17 protein-coding genes are annotated in these 25,455 nt (G+C 67.5%); 7 read left to right on the forward strand and 10 right to left on the reverse strand.

Going from position 1 to position 25,455, the window contains the following annotated elements; translation table 11 throughout:
* From NCR93_RS28195 to tssJ, 3 genes are all read right to left on the reverse strand, one after another.
* Positions 1-1,317, reverse strand: a complete 1,317-nt coding sequence (locus NCR93_RS28195; RefSeq protein ID WP_175980204.1) for a DotU family type VI secretion system protein — start codon at positions 1,315-1,317, stop codon at positions 1-3.
* 18 nt (positions 1,318-1,335) lie between these two features.
* Positions 1,336-2,676 (reverse strand): type VI secretion system baseplate subunit TssK, encoded by a 1,341-nt coding sequence (tssK, locus tag NCR93_RS28200; protein WP_008346440.1) that lies wholly within the window; start codon positions 2,674-2,676, stop codon positions 1,336-1,338.
* A gap of 75 nt (positions 2,677-2,751) precedes the next feature.
* Positions 2,752-3,252 (reverse strand): type VI secretion system lipoprotein TssJ, encoded by a 501-nt coding sequence (gene tssJ, locus NCR93_RS28205; RefSeq protein ID WP_250479508.1) that lies wholly within the window; start codon positions 3,250-3,252, stop codon positions 2,752-2,754.
* Positions 3,253-3,411: 159 nt separating this feature from the next.
* On the opposite strand from tssJ, the gene NCR93_RS28210 reads away from it, so the two are divergent.
* The 6 genes from NCR93_RS28210 (at position 3,412) to tssC (ending at position 15,860) form a co-directional block, all read left to right on the forward strand.
* Positions 3,412-5,544 (forward strand): CHAT domain-containing protein, encoded by a 2,133-nt coding sequence (locus NCR93_RS28210; RefSeq protein WP_175980203.1) that lies wholly within the window; start codon positions 3,412-3,414, stop codon positions 5,542-5,544.
* A gap of 35 nt (positions 5,545-5,579) precedes the next feature.
* Positions 5,580-7,313: a ShlB/FhaC/HecB family hemolysin secretion/activation protein gene (locus NCR93_RS28215; RefSeq protein WP_175980202.1), complete on the forward strand. Its 1,734-nt coding sequence runs from the start codon at positions 5,580-5,582 to the stop codon at positions 7,311-7,313.
* Positions 7,314-7,341: 28 nt separating this feature from the next.
* On the forward strand, positions 7,342-12,687 hold the full coding sequence (locus NCR93_RS28220; RefSeq protein WP_250532314.1) for a beta strand repeat-containing protein: 5,346 nt from the start codon (positions 7,342-7,344) through the stop codon (positions 12,685-12,687).
* A 9-nt stretch (positions 12,688-12,696) separates the two neighbouring features.
* Positions 12,697-13,719: a type VI secretion system protein TssA gene (gene tssA / locus NCR93_RS28225; protein WP_175980200.1), complete on the forward strand. Its 1,023-nt coding sequence runs from the start codon at positions 12,697-12,699 to the stop codon at positions 13,717-13,719.
* Positions 13,720-13,804: 85 nt separating this feature from the next.
* Positions 13,805-14,314 (forward strand): type VI secretion system contractile sheath small subunit, encoded by a 510-nt coding sequence (tssB, locus tag NCR93_RS28230; RefSeq protein WP_008346450.1) that lies wholly within the window; start codon positions 13,805-13,807, stop codon positions 14,312-14,314.
* A 28-nt stretch (positions 14,315-14,342) separates the two neighbouring features.
* On the forward strand, positions 14,343-15,860 hold the full coding sequence (tssC, locus tag NCR93_RS28235) for a type VI secretion system contractile sheath large subunit (RefSeq protein ID WP_008346451.1): 1,518 nt from the start codon (positions 14,343-14,345) through the stop codon (positions 15,858-15,860).
* Positions 15,861-15,891: 31 nt separating this feature from the next.
* Here tssC and NCR93_RS28240 read toward each other — a convergent pair whose 3' ends face one another.
* The 7 genes from NCR93_RS28240 to NCR93_RS28270 all read right to left on the reverse strand — a co-directional run bounded on the left by NCR93_RS28240 (position 15,892) and on the right by NCR93_RS28270 (position 24,827).
* A complete protein-coding gene (locus NCR93_RS28240) occupies positions 15,892-16,677 on the reverse strand; it encodes a PP2C family protein-serine/threonine phosphatase (protein WP_008346453.1) in 786 nt (261 codons plus the stop codon).
* Positions 16,678-16,690: 13 nt separating this feature from the next.
* On the reverse strand, positions 16,691-18,025 hold the full coding sequence (gene tagH, locus NCR93_RS28245) for a type VI secretion system-associated FHA domain protein TagH (protein WP_175980199.1): 1,335 nt from the start codon (positions 18,023-18,025) through the stop codon (positions 16,691-16,693).
* Between the two features lie 3 nt (positions 18,026-18,028).
* On the reverse strand, positions 18,029-20,656 hold the full coding sequence (gene tssH, locus NCR93_RS28250) for a type VI secretion system ATPase TssH (protein WP_175980198.1): 2,628 nt from the start codon (positions 20,654-20,656) through the stop codon (positions 18,029-18,031).
* A 95-nt stretch (positions 20,657-20,751) separates the two neighbouring features.
* Entirely contained in the window at positions 20,752-21,834 is a 1,083-nt protein-coding gene (gene tssG / locus NCR93_RS28255; RefSeq protein WP_175980197.1) for a type VI secretion system baseplate subunit TssG, read from the reverse strand.
* Positions 21,810-23,696, reverse strand: coding sequence for a type VI secretion system baseplate subunit TssF (gene tssF, locus NCR93_RS28260; RefSeq protein ID WP_175980196.1), 1,887 nt, complete (start codon positions 23,694-23,696; stop codon positions 21,810-21,812). Before tssF ends, tssG begins: the two co-directional genes overlap by 25 nt.
* Before the next feature lie 17 nt (positions 23,697-23,713).
* A complete protein-coding gene (tssE, locus tag NCR93_RS28265) occupies positions 23,714-24,220 on the reverse strand; it encodes a type VI secretion system baseplate subunit TssE (RefSeq protein ID WP_175980195.1) in 507 nt (168 codons plus the stop codon).
* Between the two features lie 16 nt (positions 24,221-24,236).
* A complete protein-coding gene (locus tag NCR93_RS28270; protein ID WP_175980194.1) occupies positions 24,237-24,827 on the reverse strand; it encodes a type VI secretion system tube protein Hcp in 591 nt (196 codons plus the stop codon).
* A 144-nt stretch (positions 24,828-24,971) separates the two neighbouring features.
* Here NCR93_RS28270 and NCR93_RS28275 point away from each other — a divergent pair, with 144 nt between their 5' ends.
* Positions 24,972-25,454 carry an Hcp family type VI secretion system effector gene (locus tag NCR93_RS28275; protein WP_008346465.1) on the forward strand — a complete coding sequence of 161 codons (483 nt, stop codon included), beginning with the start codon at positions 24,972-24,974 and terminating at the stop codon, positions 25,452-25,454.
* The last annotated feature ends 1 nt before the right edge of the window (position 25,455 follow it).

Here is a 25,455-nt window from a genome sequence, read left to right on the forward strand (position 1 = left end):
TCAGGACCCGGGCTTCGCGAACAGCGTCACTTCGACGCGCCGGTTGCGCGCGCGGCCGGCGGGCGAATCGTTCGGCGCGACGGGATCGGCGTCGCCCTTGCCTTCCGCTTTGAGACGCGAAGGCGCGATTGTCGCCGCGAGCAGGTCGCGCACGTTCGCCGCGCGTTCCTGCGACAGCTCCCAGTTCGAAGGAAAGCGCGCCGAGCGGATCGGCCGGTCGTCGGTGTGGCCCGTCACGAGCACGTTGCCGGGCACCGCCTTCAGCGCCGCCGCGATCCGTTCGATGAGCGGCCGCGTCTGCCCCGACACTTCGGCGCTGCCGGGTTTGAAGACGTTGTCGCCGTGCAGCGTGACGACTGAACGGTCGACGCGGTCATCGACGGCGACGAGGCCATCGCGGATTTCGTGCGCGAGGAATTCCGCGAGACGGGGTTTCGCCGCCTGCGTCACGACGAGAGGACGCTGCGCGCCCGCGCGGATCGAGGCGAGCGTGCCGAACGCGGGATCGGAGAGGCGTCCGAGCTGGAAGCTCATCGCGAGCCACGCCAGCGCGAGCACGAGCAGCGCGAACGCGCCGACGACCCAAACCGGCAGCACGTCGGTCGTGCGCCGCCGCGCCGTCGGCACGCCTTGCCAGTGCGGCGACAGCGCGCGCTCCGGTTCGCCGCGCTCCTTGCGGATCAGTTGATACAGCCGCGCGCGGATCGCGTCGAGCGTCTGCCGGCCTTGCGCCGCCACGCGGTAACGTCCCTCGAAGCCGAGCGCGAGCACCATGCTCGCCAGTTCCAGCAGATGCAGATGTTGCGCGGGCTTCTGCGCGAGCCGCGCGAGCAGTTGAAAGACCTTCTCGCCGCCCCACGCCTCGTTGTGAAACGTCACGAGCAGGCTTTGCCGCGCCCAGACGCCCGCGCCCCACGGCGTGCCCGACGCGGCTTCGTCGAGCATCGTGCAGACGATGTAGCGCGCCGCCGTCACCTGTTCCGCCGGGATGCCGTTGGTGCGCGCCTCGTCCTCGAAGCGGCGCACGCCCGCGGCGAGCGCGTCGCGCAGCGCGGCGGGATCGGCGCACGCGCTCATCGTGCGGATGCGCGCGGCGAGCTGCAACAGCGGCGCGCACGCGGCGACCAGCGGATTCACCGCGCCGCCCGTCGCGAAGGCGGCGTCGAACGCGCGCTGCCCGGAGGCCGCCGCGCCGCTCGCCGAGAACGGTCCCTGCGTGCTTCCGCCGCCCGCGCGGCGCCGCCGCGCGCCGGGGTTGGGCTTGATCATCGTCTGATCGGATTCGAATCCGGCGAAGGGATCGTCGTCGTTCGTCATGTTCGTCGATGACCTCGCTCAATGACGGATCGCCCAGAATTCGAGTTCGAGCGCCGGAAACTCGCCAGCGATGTACATCGCCAGGTTGCCGGTCTGCTCCAGCTCCTTCCACAGCTCGCCGCCGCGATCCAGCTCGAAATAGGAAAAGCCCGCGTGAAACGGAATCTGCCGCGGCGCGACCGGCATCGCGCGCAGGCCGATGCCCGGCAGCGCGAGATTGACGAGATCGCGCAGCTTTTCAGCGGGCGCGATCTTCACCTGCGTCGGAAAGCGCGTGCGCAGCGCTTCGCCCGGCATCTGCGCGTTCGCGGCGAGCACGAAGCCGGCGCTCTTCACGAGCTCCAGATCGTTGATGAGCGCGACGCGCACGCCGGGCTTGCGGCTTTGCAGCTCGATCGCGACGGCGTCGGGTTCGCGCACGATGCCGATCAGTTGCCGCACGTCGCGCATGAGCGGCTCGAACGAAGTCGCGACATCGTCATGGCGATACGGCGGATACGCGAGCACGCGGCGGCGCTCGTCGAACGCGGCGAGATCGCCGGCGAGCGCGAGCGTCGTCTGGTACAGGCGTTCGGGATGCAGCAGCGGCACCTGCAACAGATGCGCGTACTGCGGCTCGAAGCGATTGAGCGTTTGCAGCAGCAGAAAATCGGCGATCTCCGCGACGCCGCCGCGCCCCGGATTCGCGAGGCGGCTCGCCAGGCGGTCCGCATGTTGATGCACGAGGCCGGCGAGTTCCTGCGCATAGCCGAAGAGACGCGGGTCGGCGTGCGCGTGGAGCATCGGCGGGATGTAGCCGGGATCGAGCACGACGCGGTTGTCGGCGCGCCGTTCCAGCACGCGCGCAAGCCCGATGGTCGCGAAGGCGTCGGTCGCGTCGCGCGCGAGCATGAGCCGCACGTTCGGCGCGCCGACGCGAATCTGCGCGACGCGGTCCGTGCTCGTCGTTATATCGGCGACGGAAGTATCCGTCGTGCGAAAGCGCAATCCGTCGATGCGGCCATCGGCAGCGCCATCGGCGTCGAATTCCTTTGCGCCCGCGCGCGCGAGCGGCAGCGCAAGCAACACGAGCTCGTCGCGCGTGCCGGCGGGAATGTCGAGCGGCGGCGGCGCGGGGAAGTCGTCGGGAAAGGAGAACGCGGTGCCGTCGGGCAGCACGCCGAACGCCGACGCAAGCGCGATCTTGCCGAGCCCGAGCGCGATTTCGTCGAGCATCACGGCGGCCCAGCCCCACGACCACGCCTCGGTCGCGCGCGCGTGCGAGCGCACGAGATGCTCGATGAAGCGGTCGTGCTGCTGGAAGTGCTGGGGTTCGAGGAACAGGCCCTCGGACCAGATCATGCGTTGGTGCCAGGTCATGGTGCCTCGTATGGGCTTGGGCTCGATGCTGAAAGAACGATTCAGCGCGGCGGATTTGCAAACCGGCGCGCGCTGTCACTTCTTCTTGCCCGATGGCGGCGGCGCGGGCTGCGCGGCGATCGATACGTCGGCGGCGTCGATACGCACGTTCATCAGCGTCGTCTGGTTCGGCGGCACCGGCGCGCTCGCCCGCCAGCGCGATCGCTCGATGTCGCGATACGCCGCCACGACCGCGACGAACTTCGTGCCGGGCTGCACCGTCTGCTCGACGCTGCGGCTGTCGCCGGGCCGCAGCACGTATTCGTTCTTCGCGTTGAGATCGCCGCCGAGCGTCGCCTGGTCTTTGCCGTAGAGCGTGAAGAAGTCGGCGCTGTCGAAGGCGGCCGTCGTCTTCAGCTCGTACACGCGCACGACGACCGGCGACGGGCGGCCCGCGTGATCGGGATTCGCGCCATCCAGCGCGCTCACGCTGATACGCACGACCGTCGGCGCGGGCGGCGGCGGCGACTTGCAGGCGCTCGCCGCGAGCGCGCAAAAGAGCAGTGCGCAAAGACGCGGACGCGGGTTCTCCATCATCGGATCGTGTGACTTCGCAAGTGGCTTCGGACACCACAACAGACGAACGAAAACGCCGCGCTTTTCAAATCGCTCGCGGTGTTTCGTCTAGTGAGGGCACCGCGCTGGCGCTTCGCCGGTAGCGCCAGTGCGAAGCGGCGGTCATCGAGGAGGGCGTTCGTGAAACCGATCGGGCGGACATGCGCGGGGCTCGCGCTCTTTGCAATGCTTAACGTCTGCGCGCAGACGGCGCAGAAGGCGCATGCGGCCACGGCGGATCAGGCGCTCACGCCGGCCGCGCGTCAGGCCGAAGCCCGCGTGCGCGACGCGGAAACCATCGCGACGCTGTCGCAGGAAGGGCGGCTCCTGCTCGCGCGGGATCAGGTGAAGCTCGACGGCTACGCGTATTGCAGCATGTCGGTGGCGGCGGCCGAGCGCGGCGATTTCCGCGAGAGCATCGAGGCGGCGTCGCGGGCGCTCGTCGTCGCGCGGGAGACGGACAACGCCCATCTCGCCGCGCTGTCGCGGCGCGATCTCGCCATCGCGTACAGCTATGCGGGCGATCTCGACGATGCCGAACGCTACGCGAAGGAAGCCATCGCGGCGGGCGGGAAGAATCCGGAGCAGGTGCTCGCGCCCGCGCACAAGATCCTCGGCGATATCGCGGCGCGGCGCGGCGATCCGTCGGCGGCGCTCGGGGAATATCGCGCGGCGCTCGCGACGGCGTCGGCGCGCTATCGGCCGATGGTGCTCCTCTCGATCACCAACGCGCAGATCGCGACCAGCGACGCGGCCGGCGCGCGCGCCACGTTCGAAGAAACGTCCGGCGTGAAGGACACGTTGCTTGCGCCGTTGCGCAGGCGCATCGAAGGCAATCTGCTGCTCGCGGAGCACAAGCCGCAGGCGGCGCTCGAAGCGTTTTCCGCAAGCGCCACAAAAGGCGGCTCGGACGCGAGCTACGACAACCTGTGGGCGCACGAGGGCATGGGCCGCGCGTATCTCGCGCTCGGCGACCGCGGCAAGGCGCGCGAAGCCTGGCTCGCCGCGCTCGACGATTCGGAAACGATCCGCGCGCGCTTTCGCAGCGACGAGTTCAAGACCGGCCTGTTCTCCGATACGCAGACGGTCTTCGAGGAAACGATCGCGCTCGTCGTCGAGGACGGCGACTACAAGCAGGCGTGGGCGCTTTCCGAGAGAAGCCGCAGTCGCGCGCTGCTCGATGTCGTGCGCAACCGGCTCGCGACGAACGTCGATGAAACGCAACTGAACGGCCGCGCGCTCTCGCTCGACGACGTGACGAGCGCGCTGAATCCCGGCGAGGCGATCGTCGAATATCACGGCCTGCCCGACAAGCTGATCGCGTGGGTCGTGCGCCGCGACGGCATTCAGGGCTTCACGCTGCCGGTTCCGCGAAAGGACATGACGCTCGCCGTCGGCGATTTCCGCACGTCGATCATCCGCGGACGTCCGCAGGCGCTGACCTACGGCGCGAAGCTCGATGCGCTCCTGATTCAGCCGCTCGGCTTGCGGCCGAACGAACGGATCGTCATCGTGCCGAACGGCTCGCTGCATTACATGCCGTTTCAGGCGCTGAGGAACGCGCAAGGGTTTCTGATCCAGCGGCATGCGCTTGCGCTCGCGCCATCGGCGAGCATCGCGGTGCAGCTCGTGCGGCGGCAGCAGCGCATCGCGAGCAATCTCGTCGCGTTCGGCAATCCGCGCATCTCGCCGGAATTCGATCTGCCCGGCGCGGAAGCCGAAGTCCGCGCGATCGGACCGCTCTTCGCGCAGCGCGAGACCTTTCTGCAAGGCGACGTCACGCGCAAGACCTTCAGCGACAACGCGCCCGAGGGCCGCATCGTGCATGTGGCGACGCATGCGCAGGCCGACACCATCGATCCGCTGCATTCGCGCGTGCTGCTCGCGCCCGCGAAACAGCCCGCCGACGGCCCCGACCCGATGCTCGCGCAGGACATCTACAACCTGAAGTTCGATTCGGTCGCGCTCGTCACGTTGTCGGCGTGCGAGACGGCGCTCGGGCGCATCGAGCGCGGCGACGAAATCATGGGCTTCACGCGGGCGTTCTTCTATGCGGGCGCGTCGGCATTGCTCGTGTCGATGTGGCCCGTTTCGGACGAATCGACCGCGCTCACCATGCGCACGTTCTACGGCGCGCTCACGAAGGGCGAGGAAGCCATCGACGCGATGCGCGACGCACAGCTCGCCGTGCTCGCCGACGGCAAGTTCGCTCATCCGTTCTACTGGGCGCCTTTCGATCTGATGGGCAACTGGCGGCTCTCGGTCGCGCGCTGAAAGACGTTTTCCGATCACCGGTGAGGATTGCAGAAGTGAACCACGCCACGAAATCCCCATGCTTTTCCTCACGTTCGAAAGCGCGTGCGGCGGGCGTCGGCATCGTCTGTGCAAGCGCGTTCTCCGCGTGGGCGCAGCAGGTGCCGATGCCGGGCACGGCGCAAGTGCCGAGCGCGGGCACGCTGCTCAACGAGCAGCCGCGTCCGTCGACGTCCGCGCCGCCGCCGGGCGGTTCGAGCGCGCTGCCCGCGCCGCCGGCCGCCGCGCCGGAAGTGCCGGACGGCAAGAAGTTCACGCTGAAGAGCATTCGTTTCGCGGGCAACGAAACGCTGCCCTCGGACACGCTGCTCGCGCTCGTTTCCGACAGGATCGGCCAGGAAGTGTCGATCAACGATCTGAACGCCATGAGCACGAAGGTCGCGCAGGCGTATCGCGAGCGCGGCTATCCGCTCGCGCAGGTCGTGATTCCGCCGCAGGACGTGACGAACGGCGACGTCACGTTCACCGTGCTCGAAGGCAAGATCGGCCGCGTGCGGCTGACGATGGCGCCCGGCGCGCCCGTCAAGGAATCGATGGTGCGCGCGCGGCTCGCCGCGATCGAGCCCGGCAAGCCGCTGCGGCAAAACGAACTCGAACGCACGATGCTCCTGCTGTCGGACCTGCCCGGCATTCGCGTGAGCTCGGCGCTGGAAACGGGCAGCGCGCCCGGCACCGTCGATCTGAACGTGACGGTCGAGCCGACGCGCCGCTGGAACTTCGCGGTTTCCGTCGACGACTACGGCGCGGCGCCCGCCGGGCGCTGGCGGCTCGGCGCGGTGGGACGGCTCGCGTCGCCGTTCGGCATCGGCGACAACCTGGACATCAACCTGCTCGCGGCCGAGCGCGCCGATACCGTCTACGGACGCATCGGCTACGACGCGCCCGTCGATGCGAGCGGCACGCGCGTCGGCATCGCGTATTCGCATCTGTATTACTACCTCGGCGAGCAGTTCTCCTCGCTGAACGCGCATGGCGATGCGGATGTCGTCACCGCGTCGGTGTCGCATCCGCTGATCCGCTCGCGCAGCCAGAACCTGCTGTTGCGCGGCGCGCTCGAATACCGCTCGCTCACCGACAAGATCGACAGCGTCAGCTTCGACAATCCGCAGAAGCTGTATGTGGCGAGCGTCGGGCTGTCGTACGAGAGCCGCGACAGCTTTCTCGGCGGCGGCTTCAACAGCGCGGACGTGCAACTGGCGTTCGCGCATCTGAACATCGATTCGGCGCTCGCCGAGGCCATCGATCAGGGACCGTTCGGGCGCAACACGCAAGGCAACAGCGTGCGCCTCACGATGCAGGCCAATCGCCTGAACGCGATCACGCGCAATACGAGCTTTTTCATCGGCGTGTCGGGGCAATGGGCGAACCAGAACCTCGACAGCTCGTCGCGCATCACGCTCGGCGGGCCGCGTGCGGTGCGCGCGTATTCGCCGTCGGAATCCGTCGTCGATGAAGGGCTGATCGCCACGGCCCAGCTTCGCTATGCGGTGATTCCGTCGCTCACGCTGTCGACGTTTTTCGATATCGGCGTGGGCCGCTACAACGCGCGCTCGATTCCCGGACAGGGCGCGAACACCGTGACGCGCAGCGGCGTGGGTCTCGGCGCGTTCTGGAGCGGGCCGTACGGCATCACCGTGGATGCGAGCGTAGCCTGGCGCACGACCCGCGCCGACACCACCGGCGACGACAAGGTGCCGCGCGTCTACGTGCAGGTATCCAAATCGTTCTAGCGCGGAAACAGGAAACGAGGAGTTCGACATGAGCGACATCACCTGCCTACGGACCCGCAGGCATCGCCGGGAATGGGAGCGCGCGATCAGGCGTTTCGCCAGACGCGCCGCCCGTCACATGGGCGCCGATCTGAGGGTGTCCGCGCTGTTGCCGCTCCTCGTGGTCGTCGCGGCGCCGGGCGCGTTCGCGTTGCCGGTCGGCGAGCAGGTTCAGGCGGGCAGCGTGACGGTCAACCGGCCAAACGCGACGTCGATGACGATCACGCAAGGCTCGCAGAAGGGCATCGTGAACTGGAACGGGTTTTCGATCGCGGGCAACGAGCGCGTCGATATTTCGCAGCCGTCGGCGCAGGCGGTGCTGCTCAATCGCGTCGTCGGCAATGAAGTCAGCCGCATCGCGGGGCAGCTCAACGCGAACGGGCAAGTGTTTCTCGTGAATCCGGCGGGCGTCGTGTTCGCGCGCGGGGCATCGGTGAATGTGGGATCGCTCGTCGCATCGACGCTCGGCATTTCGAACGACGCGTTTCTCGCGGGCAAATATCACTTCGCGCAGGGCGGCGCGGCGGCCGGCAAGGTGTCGAACCAAGGATCGATCACGGCCGCGACCGGCGGCGCGGTCGCGTTGCTCGGCGCGCAGGTCGACAACAGCGGACTCGTCAGCGCGACGCTCGGCAAGATCGCGATCGGCGCGGGCAGCGACATCACGCTCGATTTCGCGGGCGACGGCCTCACGATGCTGAAGGTGAACGACAAGGTCGCGAACGCGCTCATCGGCAATTCGGGGACGCTGCAGGCGGACGGCGGACAGATCGTGATGTCGGCGCGCGCCGCCGACGACGCCGCGGCGAGCGTGCTCAACCAGACGGGCACGGTGCGCGCGAGGAGCGTCGAGTCGCGCAACGGGCGCATCGTGCTCGATGGCGGATCGGCGGGCGAGACGGATATCGGCGGCAGCGTCGATGTCAGCGCGCCCGATTCGGGCAAGGGCGGACAGATCGACGTGACCGGCTACCACGTCGCGGTGAGCGACGGTGCGCGTGTCGACGCGAGCGGCGCGGGCGGCGGCGGCCGCGTGCGTGTGGGCGGCGGCGCGGCGGGCAAGGCGCCGGACATCGTCAACGCCGATGCGCTCTGGATGAGCCCGAACGCGCACGTCATGGCCGATGCGCTCGTCGCGGGCGACGGCGGCAACATCGTCATGTTCGGGACGGAAGCGGCGCGCGTGTACGGCGAGCTTTCCGCGAAGGGCGGGCCGGGCGGCGGCAACGGCGGGCTCGTCGAGACGTCGGGCAAGTATCTGGCGACGGACGGTGCGCGGATTCACGTCGAGGCGCTGCGCGGGCACGGCGGGCAATGGCTGCTCGATCCGTCGAGCATCGAAATCGTCAATACGGCGCCGTCGAGCGTGAGCACGGGCACCACCGACAGCACGTCATGCTGCTCGCTTCAGGCGCTCAGCACGAGCCTGGGTCCGGCTCTTTCCACGACGACGAATCCGGTGACGTTCACGCCGGGCGCGGGCGACAGCTACGTGCTCGCGTCGGACATCACGTCGCAACTGAACCGGGGCGCGTCGGTGACGATCTCGACCAGCAAGGACGGCGGAGGCGAATACAACGGCGACATCACGATGCTGAAAGGGACGAGCATCACAAAGACCGCCGCCGACAACGAAGGCACGCTCACGCTGAGCGCCAACGGCTCCATCACCGTGCTCGGAACCATCGGCGGCGCGGCGGGCGACCAGCGGCCGGCGGGCAAGCTGAACGTCGTGCTCGACGCGAACACGGGCGCCTCGGGGCAAAGCAACATTCTGCTTTCCGGCGCGTCGATCAGCACGAATGGCGGTTATCTGGCCATCGGCGTGCCGCAAAGCGTTGCCGGGACGCCCGCGGCCGCGAAGCGCTTCGACGGCGCGGCGGTCGGCATCATCGACTCCAGGATCGACACGACCGTGCCGCAAGGCCCGACCGGTCTCGCGAGCGGCTCGGTGACGATCAACGGGCAAGGCACGCTCAAGGTTCCGGACACGATTTTCGGGATCAGCGACACGGACGTGGGCCTAACGAAGAACCAGGCCTATGCGCCCGTCACCATCAGCAGTTCGAGCATCGCCACTTCGGTCAGCGACATTTCCGTGTCGGGGCAGGCCGGCGGCGACTTCGGGGCGCCGGCGGGCGTCGCCATCGGCGGGACATCGAGCCTGCGCACGTCGTCGGGCAACATCAGCATCACAGGCAGCGCGCCGACCACCAAGGAGCGCGTGCAGACGTTCACCGACATATACGGCGTCGCGCTTCGTCCGGCATCGCTCAGTCCGTCGACGGCGCTATTGAGTACCACGACGGGCAACATTTCCATCACCGGTACGGGACCGGCGATGGATAGCGCGGTCAGCTCGGTGAGCGGCGGCGGCGTCCTGATCGCGCCGACGGCACGCCTCGACCAGAGCACCACGGTCATACGGACCGGGTCGGGAAACGTGAACATCATCGGCAACGGGATGTCGATCGGCACCGCGTTCGGCGGCGTGAGCGGCGCGGGCGTGATGTTCCGGCCGGAATTCCTCGGCTCGGGCGTCGGTCCGCTCGTGCATACCGGCTCGGGCAACGTCTCGATTTCGGCCTCCGCGACCACGATCGCGAACCTGACCGGGGGAACGCTGTCCGGCTCGGGCGTGAGCATCGCGGCGGACGGGGGCCAAGGCTTTCCCTTCAGCCCGTCCGTCGTTTCGGACGCCGGCAATATCTTCGTTACGGGCAACGGGCCGAGCGTCACGGGAACCGTGAGCGGCGGAACGGTCGGCGGCTCGGGCATCGCCATCGGCGGATCGTCGGTTGCGCTGAGCACAGGCGGCGCGGGCAGCATCACGCTCAACGGCAACGGGCCGAAGGTGCAGGCGCTCAACACCGGATCGGTGTCGGGTTCCGGCGTGAGCATGGTGGCGGCGTCCGTCTCCACGAACATCAACTCGATCAGCACGGCGAACGCACCGCTCGTGCAGACGCAGACGGGCCGCATTTCGATCGACGGCAAGGGGCCCGCCGTGCAGACCGTGGCCTCGCTTTCGACTTCGACCTCGGTGTCGACCGGCATCGGCAGCGTGACCGGCGACGGCGTGAGCCTGCTGCGGGCTTCGCTCAGCACGAGCGCTGGCGGGATCGTTCCGGTGATTTTGTCCGCGAGCGGCGACGTCGATGTTCACGGCACCGGGGCGGTCGTGCAGCGTTCGCCCGGGCGTGTCGGGGGCAACGGCGTGCGGATCATCGGCACGTCGCTCGGCACCGGCGGCGCGATGAGCATTACGGGAACGGGCGCGACGGCCGGCGGCGGCAGCGCCGCCGTCGCGGGCGCGGGTGTGTACGCGCAGAACGCGCGGATCTCATCGACCGGCGCGGACGTGTCGATCACCGGCACGTCGGCGAACGGCAAGCGGCGCTACGTTCCGGCGATCGAGGGCAACGAAGAACCGGTTCATTTCGACGGCGTGCATCTCGAAGCATCGGATGTCGCGGCAAGCGGCGGCAGACTGTCGATTCGCGGCACCGCGCCCGATGGCATCGCCGCCTACGGCGTGTTCGTGGCGGGCATGAGCCCGGCGCTCGGCTTGCACGCCGACGGCGCGGTCACGATCTACGGTCTGGGCAGCGGCGCGGACGGCGTGGCGCTGGCAGGCACGTCGTCGAATCGCGGCGTCGTCGGCTCGGCGAACGGTTCGATCGATATTCGCGGCGGCACCAACGGCCAGCTCGACGCGAACGGCGCGCATGGCAAAGGCGTATCGCTCGCCGATGTGACGCTTCAGGCCAACGCGCCCGCGCAGACGGTGTCGGTCACGGCATCGACACCCGCCGACGCCGCCACCGCGCTGTATATGAACCGGGCGACGCTCTCGGCGGGCGACTACGGCACGATCGTCGTGCGGGCGTCGAACTCGGGCAAATACGGCTTCGTGTTCGACGATTCCGACAGCACGTTCTCGTCGCGCTTCGGCACGGTCGTGTTCGTGCCCGGCAAGGTCGGCGCGGACTTCGGCATCGTCGGCGACAACGCGCAGGCGATCAACGTGCTCGGCGCAAGCAGCGGCCTCAGCATCGGACCGTCGATGCTCGGCGCGATCGCGTCGAACATCGCGACGGTCGTCATCGGCTCGTCGACCCAGACCGGGAAGATCACGGTCAGCCTGCCGCAAGGCTTCGCGCACGACCTCACGCTGCAGAACACGGGCGCGGGCAGCCAGGGCATCGATCTGCCATCGGGCGCCGCGATGCCGGACAGGACGCTCGCGCTCGATTCGTCCGGTCGCGTCACCGATCCGGGCGGCATAAAAGCGCAGACGCTTTTGCTCGCGGGCGGCGGCGACTTCGATCTCGCCGACGCGGGCAACGACGTCAAAGTGCTCGCGCTGTCGGGCGCGCATGACGTGCGGTTTGCGACGGCGGGCGGCTTCACGATCGGCACGGCGAGCGCCAATGGTTTCGACGGCGCGACGGGCAACCTCGCCAGAATCGGCGGATCGCAGCCGAACGTCACCGGCGACCTCACCGCGATTTCCGATGGCGGCGCGATCGCGATCGGAACACCCGGCACACCCGGCACGCCCGGCGCGCCGACGCACCTGAGCGCGGGCGGCAGCATCGACCTCGTGATGGAGCGCGGCGTCTTCGACAACGCGTCGGGCGGCACGATCGGCGCGGGCAACGCGTGGCGCATCTGGGCGGCGACGCACAACGGCGAGAACCGCAACGGCGTCGATCCGGGCGGCGCGCTGCCGAACTTCTACGGCTGCGTCTACGGCGGATTCTGTAGCTGGAACGGGCAGCCGTCGCAGAGCGTCGTGCCGGCGGACGGCAACCACTTCGTCTACGCCGACCGGCCGACGGTCACCGTCACCATCGGCAGTCAAACGCGCGAGCAAGGCGGAGCGAACGGCGCGTTCGGTTTCGACGTCAGCGGTCTGCTGGCCGGCGATCGGCGCAGCACGTCCGTCGTCGCGGGACGGCTCGGCTCGTCCGCGACGACGATATCGGCGGCGGGCGTGTATGGCATCGACGGCACGTTTTCGTCGCCGGTTGGCTACAACGTCGTCGTGGAGCCGGGCACGCTGACCGTCACGCCGATGCAGCTTCAGGGCGCCGTTTTCAACACCAGCGGACTTCAGCCGCTTTTCACGGCGCAGGAACAGACCTTCGTCTACGAGAGCAATCTGGGCGCGGTCAACATCTGCGTCGGCACGAACGAGCCGATCCTCGCGCTGCAACAGCCCGAAGGCGACGCCGACGCGCTCGCGGCGGAATGGAAGCGCGTGCGCTCGCGGCCGAATCTGAACAACTGTCTGGTCGTGAACGGACAGCACGGCTGCGGCGAGTTCTGAGGAGCCGCGATGATCGACATCGAACCGCTCCTCGCGCCGACAGAAACGATGCCGCCCGCAGGCATCGATCTGGAATACGACGCGGCGTTTCTCGAATTCGAAGCGCTCGCGCGCGGCATGCCGCAGCGTCAGTTCGACGTGCTCGTCGAGCCGCCGCCGTGGAACGACGTGCTGGAGCAGGGCGACGCGCTGCTCGCGCGCTCGAAGGATGTGCGCGTGGCGATTGCGTGGACGCGCGCGGCGGCGCATGTCCACGGACTCGCGGGCTTTCATGCGGGTTTGCGCCTGCTGACGGGCCTCGTCGAGCGCTATTGGGACGGCCTCTTCCCGCCGCTCGATCACGATGACGACAACGATGCCGTATTGCGCATCAACGCGCTTGCGCCGCTCGCCGATGCCTACACGCCGTTCGCGGAAGCCGAGACCTTGCTGCACGATCTGCGCGAATGCGAAGTGTGTCGCGTGCATGGCGAGCGGCTCGCCGTGCGCGACATTCTGGTGGCGCAGGGCAGGCTCGCGCCGGAGGAAGGCGCGAACGCCGCGACGCCGGCGCGCGTGGAAGGCATGCTCGCCGATGCCGTGGCGCAGGATGCCGAGCTTCTCGCGAATGGGCTCGATCTGCCGCGCGCCGTGCAGACGCTGTGCGCTTGCCTGACGGAGAAGCTCGGCGCGGAACGCGCGCCTTCGATGACCGCGCTGACGATCGCGACGCGTCACGTCGCCGCGCAGTTTCGCGCGTTCGCTTCGACGGACGCGCCCGAAGCATCCGCCGACATCACGAAGATGAAAGAAGCGCCGACGCTTCGTCGCGCGATTGCCCGCCCCGGCGAGATCGCGACGCGCGACGATGCGCTCGCCGCGCTCGACGCGGTGTGCGCGTTTCTCGAACGCACCGAGCCGACCAATCCCGCGCCGCTGTTGATCCGCCGCGCGCGTGGATTGATGGGCAAGGATTTCCTCGCGGTGATGCAGGATCTCGCGCCCGACAGCCTCGCGCAGATTCATCTGATCGCGGGGACGAGGCCGCAGTGAGCGCGGGTTCTCGAATCGAGTCTTCAATCCGGCCACAACTCGTTCGTTTTAATTGCGTGGCTCATGCCCACTCGAAGGAGACGTCATGGCAACCAGCAGTCAGAAATTCATCGGGCGCAATCGTGCGCCGCGCGTGCAGATCGAATACGACGTCGAAACTTATGGGAGCGAGAAGAAGATTCAGCTTCCGTTCGTGATGGGCGTGATGGCCGATCTCTCCGGCAAGCCCGCCGAAGCGCTGCCGCCCGTCGATCAGCGCAAGTTCCAGGAGATCGACATCGACAACTTCGACAGCCGCATGAAGGCGATGCATCCGCGCGTCGCGTTTCAGGTGCCGAACAAGCTGACGGGCGAGGGCAACATCAGCGTCGATATCACGTTCGAGAACATGGACGATTTTTCGCCCGCGGCCGTCGCGCGCAAGGTCGATGCGCTCGCGAAGTTGCTCGAAGCGCGCACGCAGCTCGCGAATCTCGTCATCTTCATGGACGGCAAGAACGGCGCGGAAGAACTGATCGCGCGCGTGCTCGACGATCCCGCGCTGCTCAAGACGCTCGCCACGGCTGCGCCATCCGCGGCTGCTGCAGCCGAATGAGACCCGAGAGCCTTGAAAGGAAACGACCATGTCCGACATTCCGCAATCCGCCGAACCGCAAGCCGAAGCGCCTTCCGCGTTGCAGGGCGCGCTGCTCGAAGGCGACGATCTCGCCGCGCTGCTCAACCGTGAGTTCCGTCCGAAGAGCGACGAAGCCAAGAGCGCCGTGCAGACGGCCGTGCAGACGCTCGCGCAGCAGGCGCTTTCGCAGACGAAGCTCGTTTCCGGCGATGCGATCCGCTCGATTCAGGCGATGATCGCCGAGATCGACGCGAAGCTCACCGAGCAGGTCAACGAAGTCATGCATCACGCGGACTTCCAGAAGCTCGAGGGTTCGTGGCGCGGGCTGCACTATCTCATCAACAACACCGAAACCGACGAGATGCTCAAGATTCGCGTGATGAACATCTCGAAGAAGGATCTAGGCAAGACGCTCAAGCGCTTCAAGGGCGTCGCGTGGGATCAGAGTCCGCTTTTCAAGCAGATTTACGAGCACGAGTACGGGCAGTTGGGCGGCGAGCCGTTCGGCGCGCTGATCGGCGATTACTACTTCAACCAGACGCCGCCCGATGTCGAGATGCTCGGCGAAGTGTCGAAGATCGCGGCATCGGCGCATGCGCCGTTCATCGCCGCCGCCGATCCGAGTCTCTTGCAGATGGACTCGTGGCAGGAGCTGGCCAATCCGCGCGATCTCACCAAGATATTCGGGACACCGGAATATGCGAGCTGGAGATCGCTGCGCGCATCCGAGGATTCGCGTTACATCGGTCTCGCGATGCCGCGTTTTCTGGCGCGCGTGCCGTACGGCGCGAAGACCGAACCGGTCGATGAATTCGACTTCGAGGAAGACACCGGTTCCGCGGATCACACGAAATACACGTGGGCGAATTCCGCTTATGCGATGGCGGTGAACATCAACCGGTCGTTCAAGTTGTATAGCTGGTGCTCGCGGATTCGCGGCGTGGAATCGGGCGGCGCGGTCGAAGGTTTGCCGGTGCACAGTTTTCCGACCGACGACGGCGGCGTCGATATGAAATGCCCGACCGAGATCGCCATTTCAGACCGGCGTGAGGCGGAACTGGCGAAGAACGGTTTCATGCCGCTGATTCATCGCAAGAACTCGGATTTCGCGGCGTTCATCGGCGCGCAGTCGCTGCAAAAGCCGTTCGAGTATGAAGATCCGGACGCGACCGCGAATGCCGCGCTTGCCGCGCGGTTGCCGTATCTCTTTGCTTGCAACCGCTTTGCGCATTATCTGAAGTGCATCGTGCGCGACAAGATCGGCACGTTCAAGGAACGCTCGGATATGGAGATCTGGCTCAACAAGTGGATCACGCAGTACGTCGATGGCGATCCGGCGAATTCGTCCGAGCACACGAAGGCGCAAAAGCCGCTCGCGGCCGCGGAGGTCAAAGTGCAGGAAGTGCCGGGCGCGCCGGGGTATTACACGTCGCAGTTCTTTTTGCGGCCGCATTATCAGTTGGAAGGGCTGACGGTGTCACTCAGGCTGGTTTCGAGGTTGCCTTCGGCGAAGCAGGCGGCTTGATGCGTGGTTGGTTGGATGATGCCCGCGATGGTTACGTCGCGGGCATTTGCATCACCGTCACCTGCGAAGCATCCCCCACCCAAACCGCGCTGGCACTAAAGTTATCGTGCCCCGGCCGCGCGGCCTCACGCAGATGCGCCACCATCAGATCCAGCCACGCTTGAGGCGTCCGAGCGCGCCCGATCGCATCGATCATCACCGACTCGTCGAGATACTCCCAAAACCCATCGGTGCAAAGCAGAAAGGCGTCGCCCTCCGCGATGAGAAACGGCTCATCCGACGCCGCGATCGACAGATCATCCGCCGTTCCGAGCGCCGAAAACAGCACGTTACGGCGCGGATGCGTTCGCACGTCGCGGCTCTCCAGCAGATTCGCATCGATCATGCTCTGCACGAGACTGTGATCCTGCGTTTGCACAACCGTCGCGCCGCGCCGGAAGCAGTAAAGCCGCGTGTCGCCGCAATGCGCCCACGCCGCGATGCCCGTGCTTTCGTCGATGCCGAGCAGCACCGCCGTCGAACGCATCTGCGAAAGATCGCGGTCGTGCTCCTGCGCATCGATGATCGCGTCGTTCGCGCGCAGCAGCACACGCAACAGGTTCGGCCCGGTCAGCGCGACGCCCGCCGATGCCACGCGCGTCAATTCCGCGAGCACGGTATCGACCGCGATGCGCGATGCCGCATCGCCGCCGCCGTGACCGCCCGCGCCGTCCGCGACCACGCTCGCAAAGAGCGCCGCATGCCGCCACGTCGCCAGCGCGTCCTCGTTGCGCGACCGGCCGCCCACATCGCTCACGCTCGCGGTTTGCAATTGCATGTCGTGTCTCTCGTTACCGGCGTTGTTTAAGCTCGTCGATCTGCGCCTCGTAGGCGGCGACGAACGCTCGGCCGAACAGCGTATGGAAATCTTCGGTGGCTTCGCGCGAAAGCTGGCCGTACATCTCGATGAAAAGATCCCAGCAGCGCGCGCGGCGATTCAATCCCGGCAGCACGCCGTCGAGCAGCGAGCGCCCGGACAGCCGCGCCTCGATGCGCTGCGGCTCGAAGCGCTCGAACACGCCGTCGAGCGCCGCGCGCATCCCCGCGACCATGCCGACCTGATGCGCCCGCAGATCGGCGTACGCATCGTCGAGGGCGGCGGCGGGCGGCATGAAGCCGCGCATCTGCGGATTGAGCAGATGCATGAGCGCGGCCTCCACGTTCGGCGAAAACTTGAGCGGATTGTTGTCCGACGCTTCGATCATCGTCGCGCCCGTTCGCATCTCGCGCTTGAGCGCGGCGCGCGCGGCGAGCAGTTCGAGCGTGCCGCGCGCCGCTTCGCGCAGCAGCTCGCCGAGAAGCTGCATCAGCGCGGGCGTCAGCGCATCGATGCGCACGCCGTGCGTGTTCAGCCCGCGCAGGAAGGCATCGACGAGCGCGCGATCGTCGGCGAGCTCCGCTTTCGATGCAACCGCTGACGGCGTCGGCGCCGATCGCGGACGCGGCGGCGTGAACGCGCTGTGCAGTTCCGATCCGGCGTCCGGCCGCGTCGCGGGCGTCCCGGCGGGGCGCGCCGCGGCCGTCAGGCTGGCGAACGGATCGGCATCGTGCGCGGTGTTGGGCTGCGCAAGCGGTTCGACGAGCGGATCGGTGATCGACGCTCCGTCGGACGACGCGCCCGGCGCGAGGTCGAACAACTCGTCGATCGAGCGTTTGCCCGCCGGATCGTCGAAGCCGAAGTCGAAGTGTTCGGCAGCTTTCGGCTTCGGCGTGTGGAGGTTGGCGTCGAAATCGCCAGGCGCCGACGAACCCGCGTCGAACAATCCCGCGAACGGATCGTCCGATGGCGCGTTGGCCGTGACCGTATCGTCATCGACGCCGATATGCGCGCGCAGCTGATAGCCGCCGATCTGCACTTCGTCGCCGTGCGCGAGCGCGACTTCCTGGCCCGGATCGAGCGGCGCGCCGTTGACGAGCGCCGGATTGCTGCCGCGGTCGATCAGCAGAAAGCGCCCGTCGCGCCACTCGATCTGCACATGCAGACGCGAGACCGTGCGCTCGGCGTCATCGAGCACGAGCCGGTTCGTGACCGCACGCCCGACCGTGCCGCCGTCGGCATCGAAGGTCGCCGAGAGCGGCACGCGCGGCGGCTGTCCGTTGTGAAGCGTCACCGTGAGCGTGAGCATGGTTCACTCGAACGCGTAGACGAAGTCGCCCGCGCTCGCCGAGAGCCGGATGTGCGCCAGCGCGCCGCCTTCGGTGAGACGCGTCAGATATTCCGTCGAGATGCGCGGCAGGACGGTGTTCGTGAGCAGCGCGTCGATCACGCGGCCGCCCGATTCGGCTTCCGTGCAGCGCGAAACGATGAGCCGCACGGCGTCGTCGTCGTACTCGAACGGAATGCCGTGATTGTCCGCGACGCGCCGCCGGATGCGTTCGAGCTGAAGCCGCACGATGTCGGCCATCATCGCGTCGGAAAGCGGGTAGTAGGGCACCGTGACGAGCCGGCCGAGCAGCGCGGCGGGAAACACGTCGAGCAGCGGGCCGCGCAACGCGCGCGCGAGTTCCTCCGGCGCGACCGCGCGCGCGGGATCGCGGCACATCGACATGATGACTTCCGAGCCGACGTTCGACGTCAGCAGGATGATCGTGTTCTTGAAGTCGATGTAACGCCCTTCGCCGTCTTCCATCCAGCCCTTGTCGAAAACCTGGAAGAAGATTTCGTGGACGTCGGGATGCGCCTTCTCCACTTCGTCGAGCAGCACGACGCTGTACGGACGGCGGCGCACCGCTTCGGTCAGGATGCCGCCCTCGCCGTAACCCACATAGCCGGGCGGCGCGCCCTTCAGCGTCGAAACCGTATGCGCTTCCTGAAACTCGCTCATGTTGATGACGATGACGTTCTGCTCGCCGCCGTAGAGCGTTTCGGCGAGCGCGAGCGCCGTTTCCGTCTTGCCGACGCCCGACGTGCCCGCGAGCAGGAACACGCCGATCGGCTTGTCGGGATTGTCGAGCCGCGCGCGCGAAGTCTGGATGCGCTTCGCGATCATCTCGAGCGCGTGGCGCTGGCCGATCACGCGGCGATCGAGCGCATCGGCGAGATTGAGCACGGCGGCCAGCTCGTTCTTCAGCATTTTGCCGACCGGAATGCCGGTCCAATCGGCGACGACGCCCGCGATCACGCCCGCGTCGACGCTCGGCAAAATCAGCGGCGCATCGGCCTGCAATTCGGCGAGACGCGATTTGAGCGACGCGAGGCGCGCGAGCTGGTCATCGCGTGAAGCGGCGTCGGCGGCTTCGCGCAACGTCGCGCGCAACGCAAGCAGTTCGTCGACGACGCGCTTTTCCTCGTTCCAGCGCGCTTCGAGCCCGCCGAGCGCATCGCGTTCGCGTGCGAGCATCGCGGCGACATCGGCTGCGCGCGTGCCGACATCGACGCCCGCATTCGCCTCCCGCGCGACGATCTGCGCCTCGACTTCGAGCGCCTCGATACGGCGTTGGCAGTCGTCGACGAGCGGCGGCGTCGCGTGCTGGCTGACGGCGACGCGCGCACACGCCGTGTCGATGAGCGACACGGCCTTGTCGGGCAACTGCCGCGCCGGAATATAGCGATGCGACAGCCGCACGGCCGCCTCGATCGCCTCGTCGAGCAACTGCACGCGATGATGCCCTTCGAGCACCGCCGCGACGCCGCGCAGCATCCGCACGGCCTTGTCCTCGTCCGGCTCCTGAACCTGCACGACCTGAAAGCGCCGCGTGAGCGCGGGATCTTTCTCGATGTGCCGCTTGTATTCGGCCCACGTCGTGGCCCCGATCGTGCGCAGATCGCCGCGCGCGAGCGCCGGTTTCAGCAGATTGGCGGCATCGCCGGTGCCGGCCGCGCCGCCCGCGCCGACGAGCGTATGCACTTCGTCGATGAAGAGAATCACCGGCTTCGGACTCGCCTGCACATCCTCGACGACCTGACGCAGACGCTGCTCGAACTCGCCCTTCATGCTCGCGCCCGCCTGCAAAAGCCCGAGATCGAGCGACAGCAGCGCGACCTCGCGCAAGGGCGGCGGCACGTCACCGCGCGCGAGCCGCTGCGCGAAGCCTTCGACCACGGCGGTCTTGCCGACGCCCGCTTCGCCCGTCAGCAGCGGATTGTTCTGCCGCCGCCGCATGAGAATATCGACGAGCTGGCGAATCTCGTCGTCGCGGCCCGTAATGGGGTCGAGCTGGCCGCGGCGCGCCTTGTCGGTGAGATCGGTCGCGTATTTGCGCAGCGCTTCCTGCTGGCCCATGGCGGCGGGCGCGGCTTGCGCTTCGGCCGCGTCCGGCTGCGGCTCGGCTTCGCTTTCCTCGACCGAATCCGCGACGATGCGCGCGAAATTGTCCGACAGGTCTTCCGGCTTGATGCGCTCGAATTGCCGCGATATGCCGACGAGCACGCTGCGCAGCCGCTGCGTCTTCAGCATGCCGACGAGCACATGCCCGGTCCGCACTTTGTTCGCGCCGAACAGCAGCGTGCCGTAGACCCAGCCGCGCTCGATCGCATCGCCGATGTGCTCGGAGAGGTCGGAGATCGACGTCGCGCCGCGCGGCAGGCGATCGAGCGACGCCGTCAGCTCGCGCGCAAGGGCGGCGGCGTCCACGCCGTAATGCGCGACGATGCGCTGCCAGTCGGAGTTCGGCGTCTCCAGAATCTGCATGATCCAGTGCGCCAGCTCGACATACGGATTGCCGCGCATCTTGCAGTAGACCGTCGCGCTTTCGACGGTCTTGTAGCCGAGCCTGTCGAGCTTGCCGAACAGCGCGACACGACTGATTTCCGCCATCGCCGGACTCCTTTTTTTACGATGCGCGCGGATCGAAGGCGCGCCTCCATCCGATAAGACGGCGCAGCGGCGGCTTTTTTTCAACGTGTCCGCGTTCAGGCGAGATGCGCGTCGGCGTCGAGCGCGAGATCGGCGCAATCGGCGCGGCGCGCGGCGAGACCGAGCCACGCCGAATAGCCGAGCCGTCCGTAGCGGCCGAGCTGCGCGGTCGGCACGTCGTCGGCGGCGAGGACGAGTTGCGCGTCCCATGCAAGCTCGCCGTTCAGATGCCGGCGCACCACGGCGACGAGCGTCGGCAGCGCGGCGCCGCCCGGCAGCAGCGACTCGAACTGCGCGAGCGACAGCGGCCCGATCGCGAGGCGAAACGCGTGCTGCCGATCCCACACCGCGCGTCCCAGCACCGCGCCGCGTCCGAGTTGGGCGAAGCCCGCTGGACCGCCGGGACCGCGCATCGCCCGATGCCGCAACGCAGTGCGCTCGTCGCGTTGCAGCGTCATCCAGTGCCCGCGATACGGCTCCACGCGCACCGGCACGCGCAAGAGCGCGCTCGCGATCGCTTCGAGCACGTCGGCGGGACGCGTCTGCATGTTGGCGAGGCCCGCGAAATGCAGCTTCGCGTGATCGGAGACGGCGTCGCGATTGCGGCTGGCTTCATCCGCGAGTCCGATCAGCGCGCCCGCATAGAAGGCGAAGCGGTCGTGGCCGGGACGATCCAGCCACGCTACCGGCCGTCCCTGCGCCCACGCGCGATAGAACAGCAGCAGGAATCGATGCAGCAGCGTATCGAGCAGGCGCGCGAAAGCCGTGTCGCCGCGATGCAGCGCGCGCTCGCGGGCGAAGTCTGTCAGATGCAGCGGCAGCGGGCCGTTCGGTCCGAGATAACCGAAGAAGCGCTGTTCGAGGCGCGGCGCGCGGGCGTTCTCATCGCGTGTGAGCGCGGCGAGCGGCGCGGGCGCGAACGAAAGCGATACGTCCTGCGCGAGACGCAGCGGCTCGTCGGCGGGACGCGCGCCGCAGCCGAGACGCGGCAAGTGCGGCGTCAGTGCCTCGACGTGCCGCATCAGGCGATAGAAATCGTGCCGATGCGGCTCGGCGGCGACTGCATCGAAGAGATCGACGAGTGCGCGCGCAGGCTCGGGCAGCGCCGCCGCGCTCAGAAGATCGCTCTCGTCCCGCATCGCGGTGCCAGGCGCAGGATTTCGCCGCGCGCGCTCGTGCGCAAAGCGGTCTGCACGAACGCGTTGATCGACACGTAGCGCGCAAAAAAGCGGTCCAGCACGCAGCCGAAAAGCCACGCGCTGCCGCCCTGAAAGGCGAGATCGTCGACGAGCACGTCGATCATGAGGCCGCGACCGAACGCGATCGGACCGGGCATCGGCAGATGGCGCACGACGCCGCGCGCATCCACGGCGGCGACGCCCGCGACCTGGCTTCGCCCCGCCTGGTCGGCGTCCGCGACATGCAGCATCAACAGCGCGCGCAACGCGGCGGCGGCTTCGCGCGGCCCGTTCGACACCGACAGGTAATGCAGCGACAATTGATCGATGAGCCGCCAGCTCCGCGCCGCGTCGAGATTCGCGGGCGCGGGCCGCGACGGGCCGCTCACACAGCGCACGCGGCTCACGGGCGCGGCGATGTCGAGCGAGAAATCGTCGCCGGTGGCGCTGCGCGGCATCATCAAAGGCAGATCGCGATTGGTGCAGAGCGTCGCGAACGACAGTTGCCGCAGCGAGCCGCGATACGGCGCGGCGTTGGGGTCGACGATCGATACATACGTCTCGCTGCCCACGTATTCCGTGCGCGCGCCGCTCTTGCGCCGTCCGGCGGGCACGATGCGCGGCTCGCGCTCGGTCGTGAAGTACGCGGCGTCGCCGGGGCGGTCCGCGAGAAAGTCCGCGTAGAACGGATGGAATGTCTGCTCCGCATCGTCGTTCGCGCCGTAGCCCGAGACGGCAGTGACGGAATGCACTTCGAAGTCGAGCGGATGCGTGCGGTCCGGCACGACATGAAAGCGCGCGGCGGCTTCGGTCACGAGCGCGCGATCCGCGTGCTTCGCGAAGAGATTGATCGCGGGCACGCAATCGAGCAAAACGTTGTCCTTGGTGACGATGCGTTCGAGCGACGCATCGCCGTTCGCGAGCAGAAACGTCAGTTCGATTTCGCGCGATGCGAACGACGGCAGCACATCGGCGAACCCGGCGAGGCGCGCGAATCGAAACCGCTCGGGCAGCGCGAAATACTCATGCAGCAGCCGATAACCCTGAAACGCGTTCGGCGTGACGGGCAGGAGCGCTTCGCGATCGCCGAAACCGGCGGGCGCGACGGCATCGGCGGGCAACGCGGCAAGCGCGCGGCTCGGGCGCTCGGGCGTCGATACGACGACGGCGAGCGTCCCCGACATCACGAGTTCGTACAGGCGATACGCGGTTTCGTCGCCGCCCGCGAAATGCAGGTTCAGCGCATCGAGACGCAATGCGTCGAAGGACAGGCCTTCGGGCGTCGCGAGGCGGATGCGCAGCGCGCCCTTCACGCGCGGCGCGAGCGTCTGCGTCGCGGGAATCGCGGCGAGCGGCAGGTCCTGCATCTGCGCGACATAGCGCGCGTCCGTCAGCTCGATCGGCCAGAGCGTGAGATCGGCGCCGGTACGGAATTCGCACGGCGTCATGTGCGCGCTCGCGGCATGCCGGGCGATGAGCGCGGTGCCGCGCGGCACGGTGAAGCCATCGGCGAGATTCGGATTCGCGAGATCGGGCGCGAGACGGGCGATCAGCATCGAAGGCGTCGGGCAGGCGGCCTGCGGCAGCACGACATGCGCGAGTTGCTGCGTGAAGCGCGGAAACTCCTCTTCGATCTTCAGTTGCACGCGCGCCGCGAGAAACGCCGTGCCTTCGAGCAGACGCTCGACATAGGGATCGGCCACGTCGATGCCGCTCATGCCGAGGCGCGCGGCGATCTTCGGAAACTGCTGCGCGAACTCCGCGCCCATCTCCCGCAGATGCGCGAGCTCGGTGTTGTAGTGACGCAGAAGTCGCGGGTCCATGTGCGTGGTCGTCGTGGTCAGCGCGGGAGTTCCATCACCGTGATGCCGCCTTCTTCCAGATCGATCTGCGTGCGCAGCGCGAATTCCAGCGGCACGGGCTGCGCCCACAGCAGGCCGCGAATCACGAGCGCGATCTGGTTGTGCATGTCGAGCACGGAACGGTCGAGCACCGGCTCGATTTCGAGCGTCGAGGGATCGATGCGCGGCTCGAAGCGCTCGATCGCCTGGCGAATCGCCTGTTCGAGCAATACCGTGTCGATGGTCGATGCGAATCGCCCCGACAAACACGGCAAGCCGTAATTGAGCACCGATGCGAACGCGTGCGGAAAGTCCTCCTCGACGATCGCATCGCCCAGATTCGTCGTGTTGAAGAGCCACGACACGTCGCGCAGCACGGCCGCGCGCAGCCCGCGATGCGACATGAAGCGCTCGCCGGGCGGATCGGCGCGCGTGGCGGGATCGTCGTCGATCAGGCGGTCGAGCAGCGTGGGCTGCAGACGGTCGGCGGCGCTGGGCTCGTTCATCGCGCGGTCCTTGCGCTCAACTCACGCGCCGCGTCGATACATCGAGCGCGAAGGTCACTTCCGCGCCGCGGCTGCCGGTCGCGGTCTGCGGCGCGCAGGTCATCGTCAGTTGTTGCGCCGACATTTCGAAGACCTCGCAGGGCCGCGCAAGGCGCACGCTCGTGTAGATCTGATAGTTGCGGATGTACGCCTGCTCCAGCTTCATCGACAGATATTCGATCTGCACGCCGTGGTCCGTGCCCGCCGCCTTGAAGCACTTCACATGCGCAACCGCGAGCAGTTCGGCCTGCGCGCACAGCTTCGCGAGGACGGGCGAGGCCGAGTCCACCGACTTGATGACGCAAAGCGCCGTGACGCGCATGTCGTTGGCATTGAGCGCGGCGGCGTGCGGCGCGGCGTCGTAGCCTTGCGCCCAGCGCCAGCCGTGGATCTGCATCGGCGTGTCCCAGTCGCCGCGCTTGGCCGCTTCGCCCTTGACCGGCGTGTTGCTGCGCTTGGGGACGACGTGCAGGAACATGTCGTCCGATTCCGTGAGCGCGAGCAGATCGAACCGGCGCAGGGCGTCGAGCGTGAGGTGGCTGTCGGGGCGCGTATCGCTGGGTTGCATCGTGCTCATCCGGTGGACGACGGTCTGAACACAAGACGGCGCACATCGCGCGATTTTGAAGTTCAAAAATGCGCGGTGCGTTTCGTTTTACCAGTGGATTGCACGCGCGGCGCGCAACGAAAGCCGATCACGACGGAGGATCACATGGCTACGACCGACTGTTATCTCAAGATCGATGGAATCGACGGCGAGTCGAAGCACAAGGGGGCGGAAGGGCAGATCGAAGTGCTGAGTTTCAACTGGGGCGTGACGAACGCGAGCAACCCGATGACGGGCAGCGGCAGCGGCATCGGCAAGGCGTGCCCCGGCGTGTTCCAGTTCGTGCATCAGTACGACAAGTCCGCGCCCACGCTCAAGAAGAACTGCGCGAGCGGCAAGCACATGGCGAACGCGAAACTCACCGTCAGCAAGGCGGGCGAAGGGCAGAAGGAATTTCTCACCGTCACGATGAAACAGGTCACGGTGACGAAGGTCTCGCTGATCTGCGTGCCGAATGGCCATCCGGAGCAGACGGTCGATCTGAGCTACGCGGACATCGAGTTCGAATACAAGCCGCAGGACGACAAGGGCGCGCTCGGCGGCGCCGTGAAGTTCGGCTGGGACGTGCGCAGCACCGAAGTGCGTTGAT

It is taken from the genome of Caballeronia sp. ATUFL_F1_KS39 (assembly GCF_023630985.1).
GTDB lineage: Bacteria > Pseudomonadota > Gammaproteobacteria > Burkholderiales > Burkholderiaceae > Caballeronia > Caballeronia zhejiangensis.

Excerpts from the sequence above, each read along its gene's own strand:
- tssC (WP_008346451.1), top strand. The coding sequence starts at position 14,343 with ATGTCCGACATTCCGCAATCCGCCGAACCGCAAGCCGAAGCGCCTTCC.
- tssB (WP_008346450.1), top strand. The coding sequence starts at position 13,805 with ATGGCAACCAGCAGTCAGAAATTCATCGGGCGCAATCGTGCGCCGCGC.
- tssA (WP_175980200.1), top strand. The coding sequence starts at position 12,697 with ATGATCGACATCGAACCGCTCCTCGCGCCGACAGAAACGATGCCGCCC.
- NCR93_RS28240 (WP_008346453.1), bottom strand. The coding sequence starts at position 16,677 with ATGCAATTGCAAACCGCGAGCGTGAGCGATGTGGGCGGCCGGTCGCGC.
- NCR93_RS28195 (WP_175980204.1), bottom strand. The coding sequence starts at position 1,317 with ATGACGAACGACGACGATCCCTTCGCCGGATTCGAATCCGATCAGACG.
- tssJ (WP_250479508.1), bottom strand. The coding sequence starts at position 3,252 with ATGATGGAGAACCCGCGTCCGCGTCTTTGCGCACTGCTCTTTTGCGCG.
- NCR93_RS28220 (WP_250532314.1), top strand. The coding sequence starts at position 7,342 with ATGAGCGACATCACCTGCCTACGGACCCGCAGGCATCGCCGGGAATGG.
- tagH (WP_175980199.1), bottom strand. The coding sequence starts at position 18,025 with ATGCTCACGCTCACGGTGACGCTTCACAACGGACAGCCGCCGCGCGTG.
- NCR93_RS28270 (WP_175980194.1), bottom strand. The coding sequence starts at position 24,827 with ATGCAACCCAGCGATACGCGCCCCGACAGCCACCTCACGCTCGACGCC.
- tssG (WP_175980197.1), bottom strand. The coding sequence starts at position 21,834 with ATGCGGGACGAGAGCGATCTTCTGAGCGCGGCGGCGCTGCCCGAGCCT.
- tssE (WP_175980195.1), bottom strand. The coding sequence starts at position 24,220 with ATGAACGAGCCCAGCGCCGCCGACCGTCTGCAGCCCACGCTGCTCGAC.
- tssK (WP_008346440.1), bottom strand. The coding sequence starts at position 2,676 with ATGACCTGGCACCAACGCATGATCTGGTCCGAGGGCCTGTTCCTCGAA.
- tssF (WP_175980196.1), bottom strand. The coding sequence starts at position 23,696 with ATGGACCCGCGACTTCTGCGTCACTACAACACCGAGCTCGCGCATCTG.
- NCR93_RS28275 (WP_008346465.1), top strand. The coding sequence starts at position 24,972 with ATGGCTACGACCGACTGTTATCTCAAGATCGATGGAATCGACGGCGAG.
- tssH (WP_175980198.1), bottom strand. The coding sequence starts at position 20,656 with ATGGCGGAAATCAGTCGTGTCGCGCTGTTCGGCAAGCTCGACAGGCTC.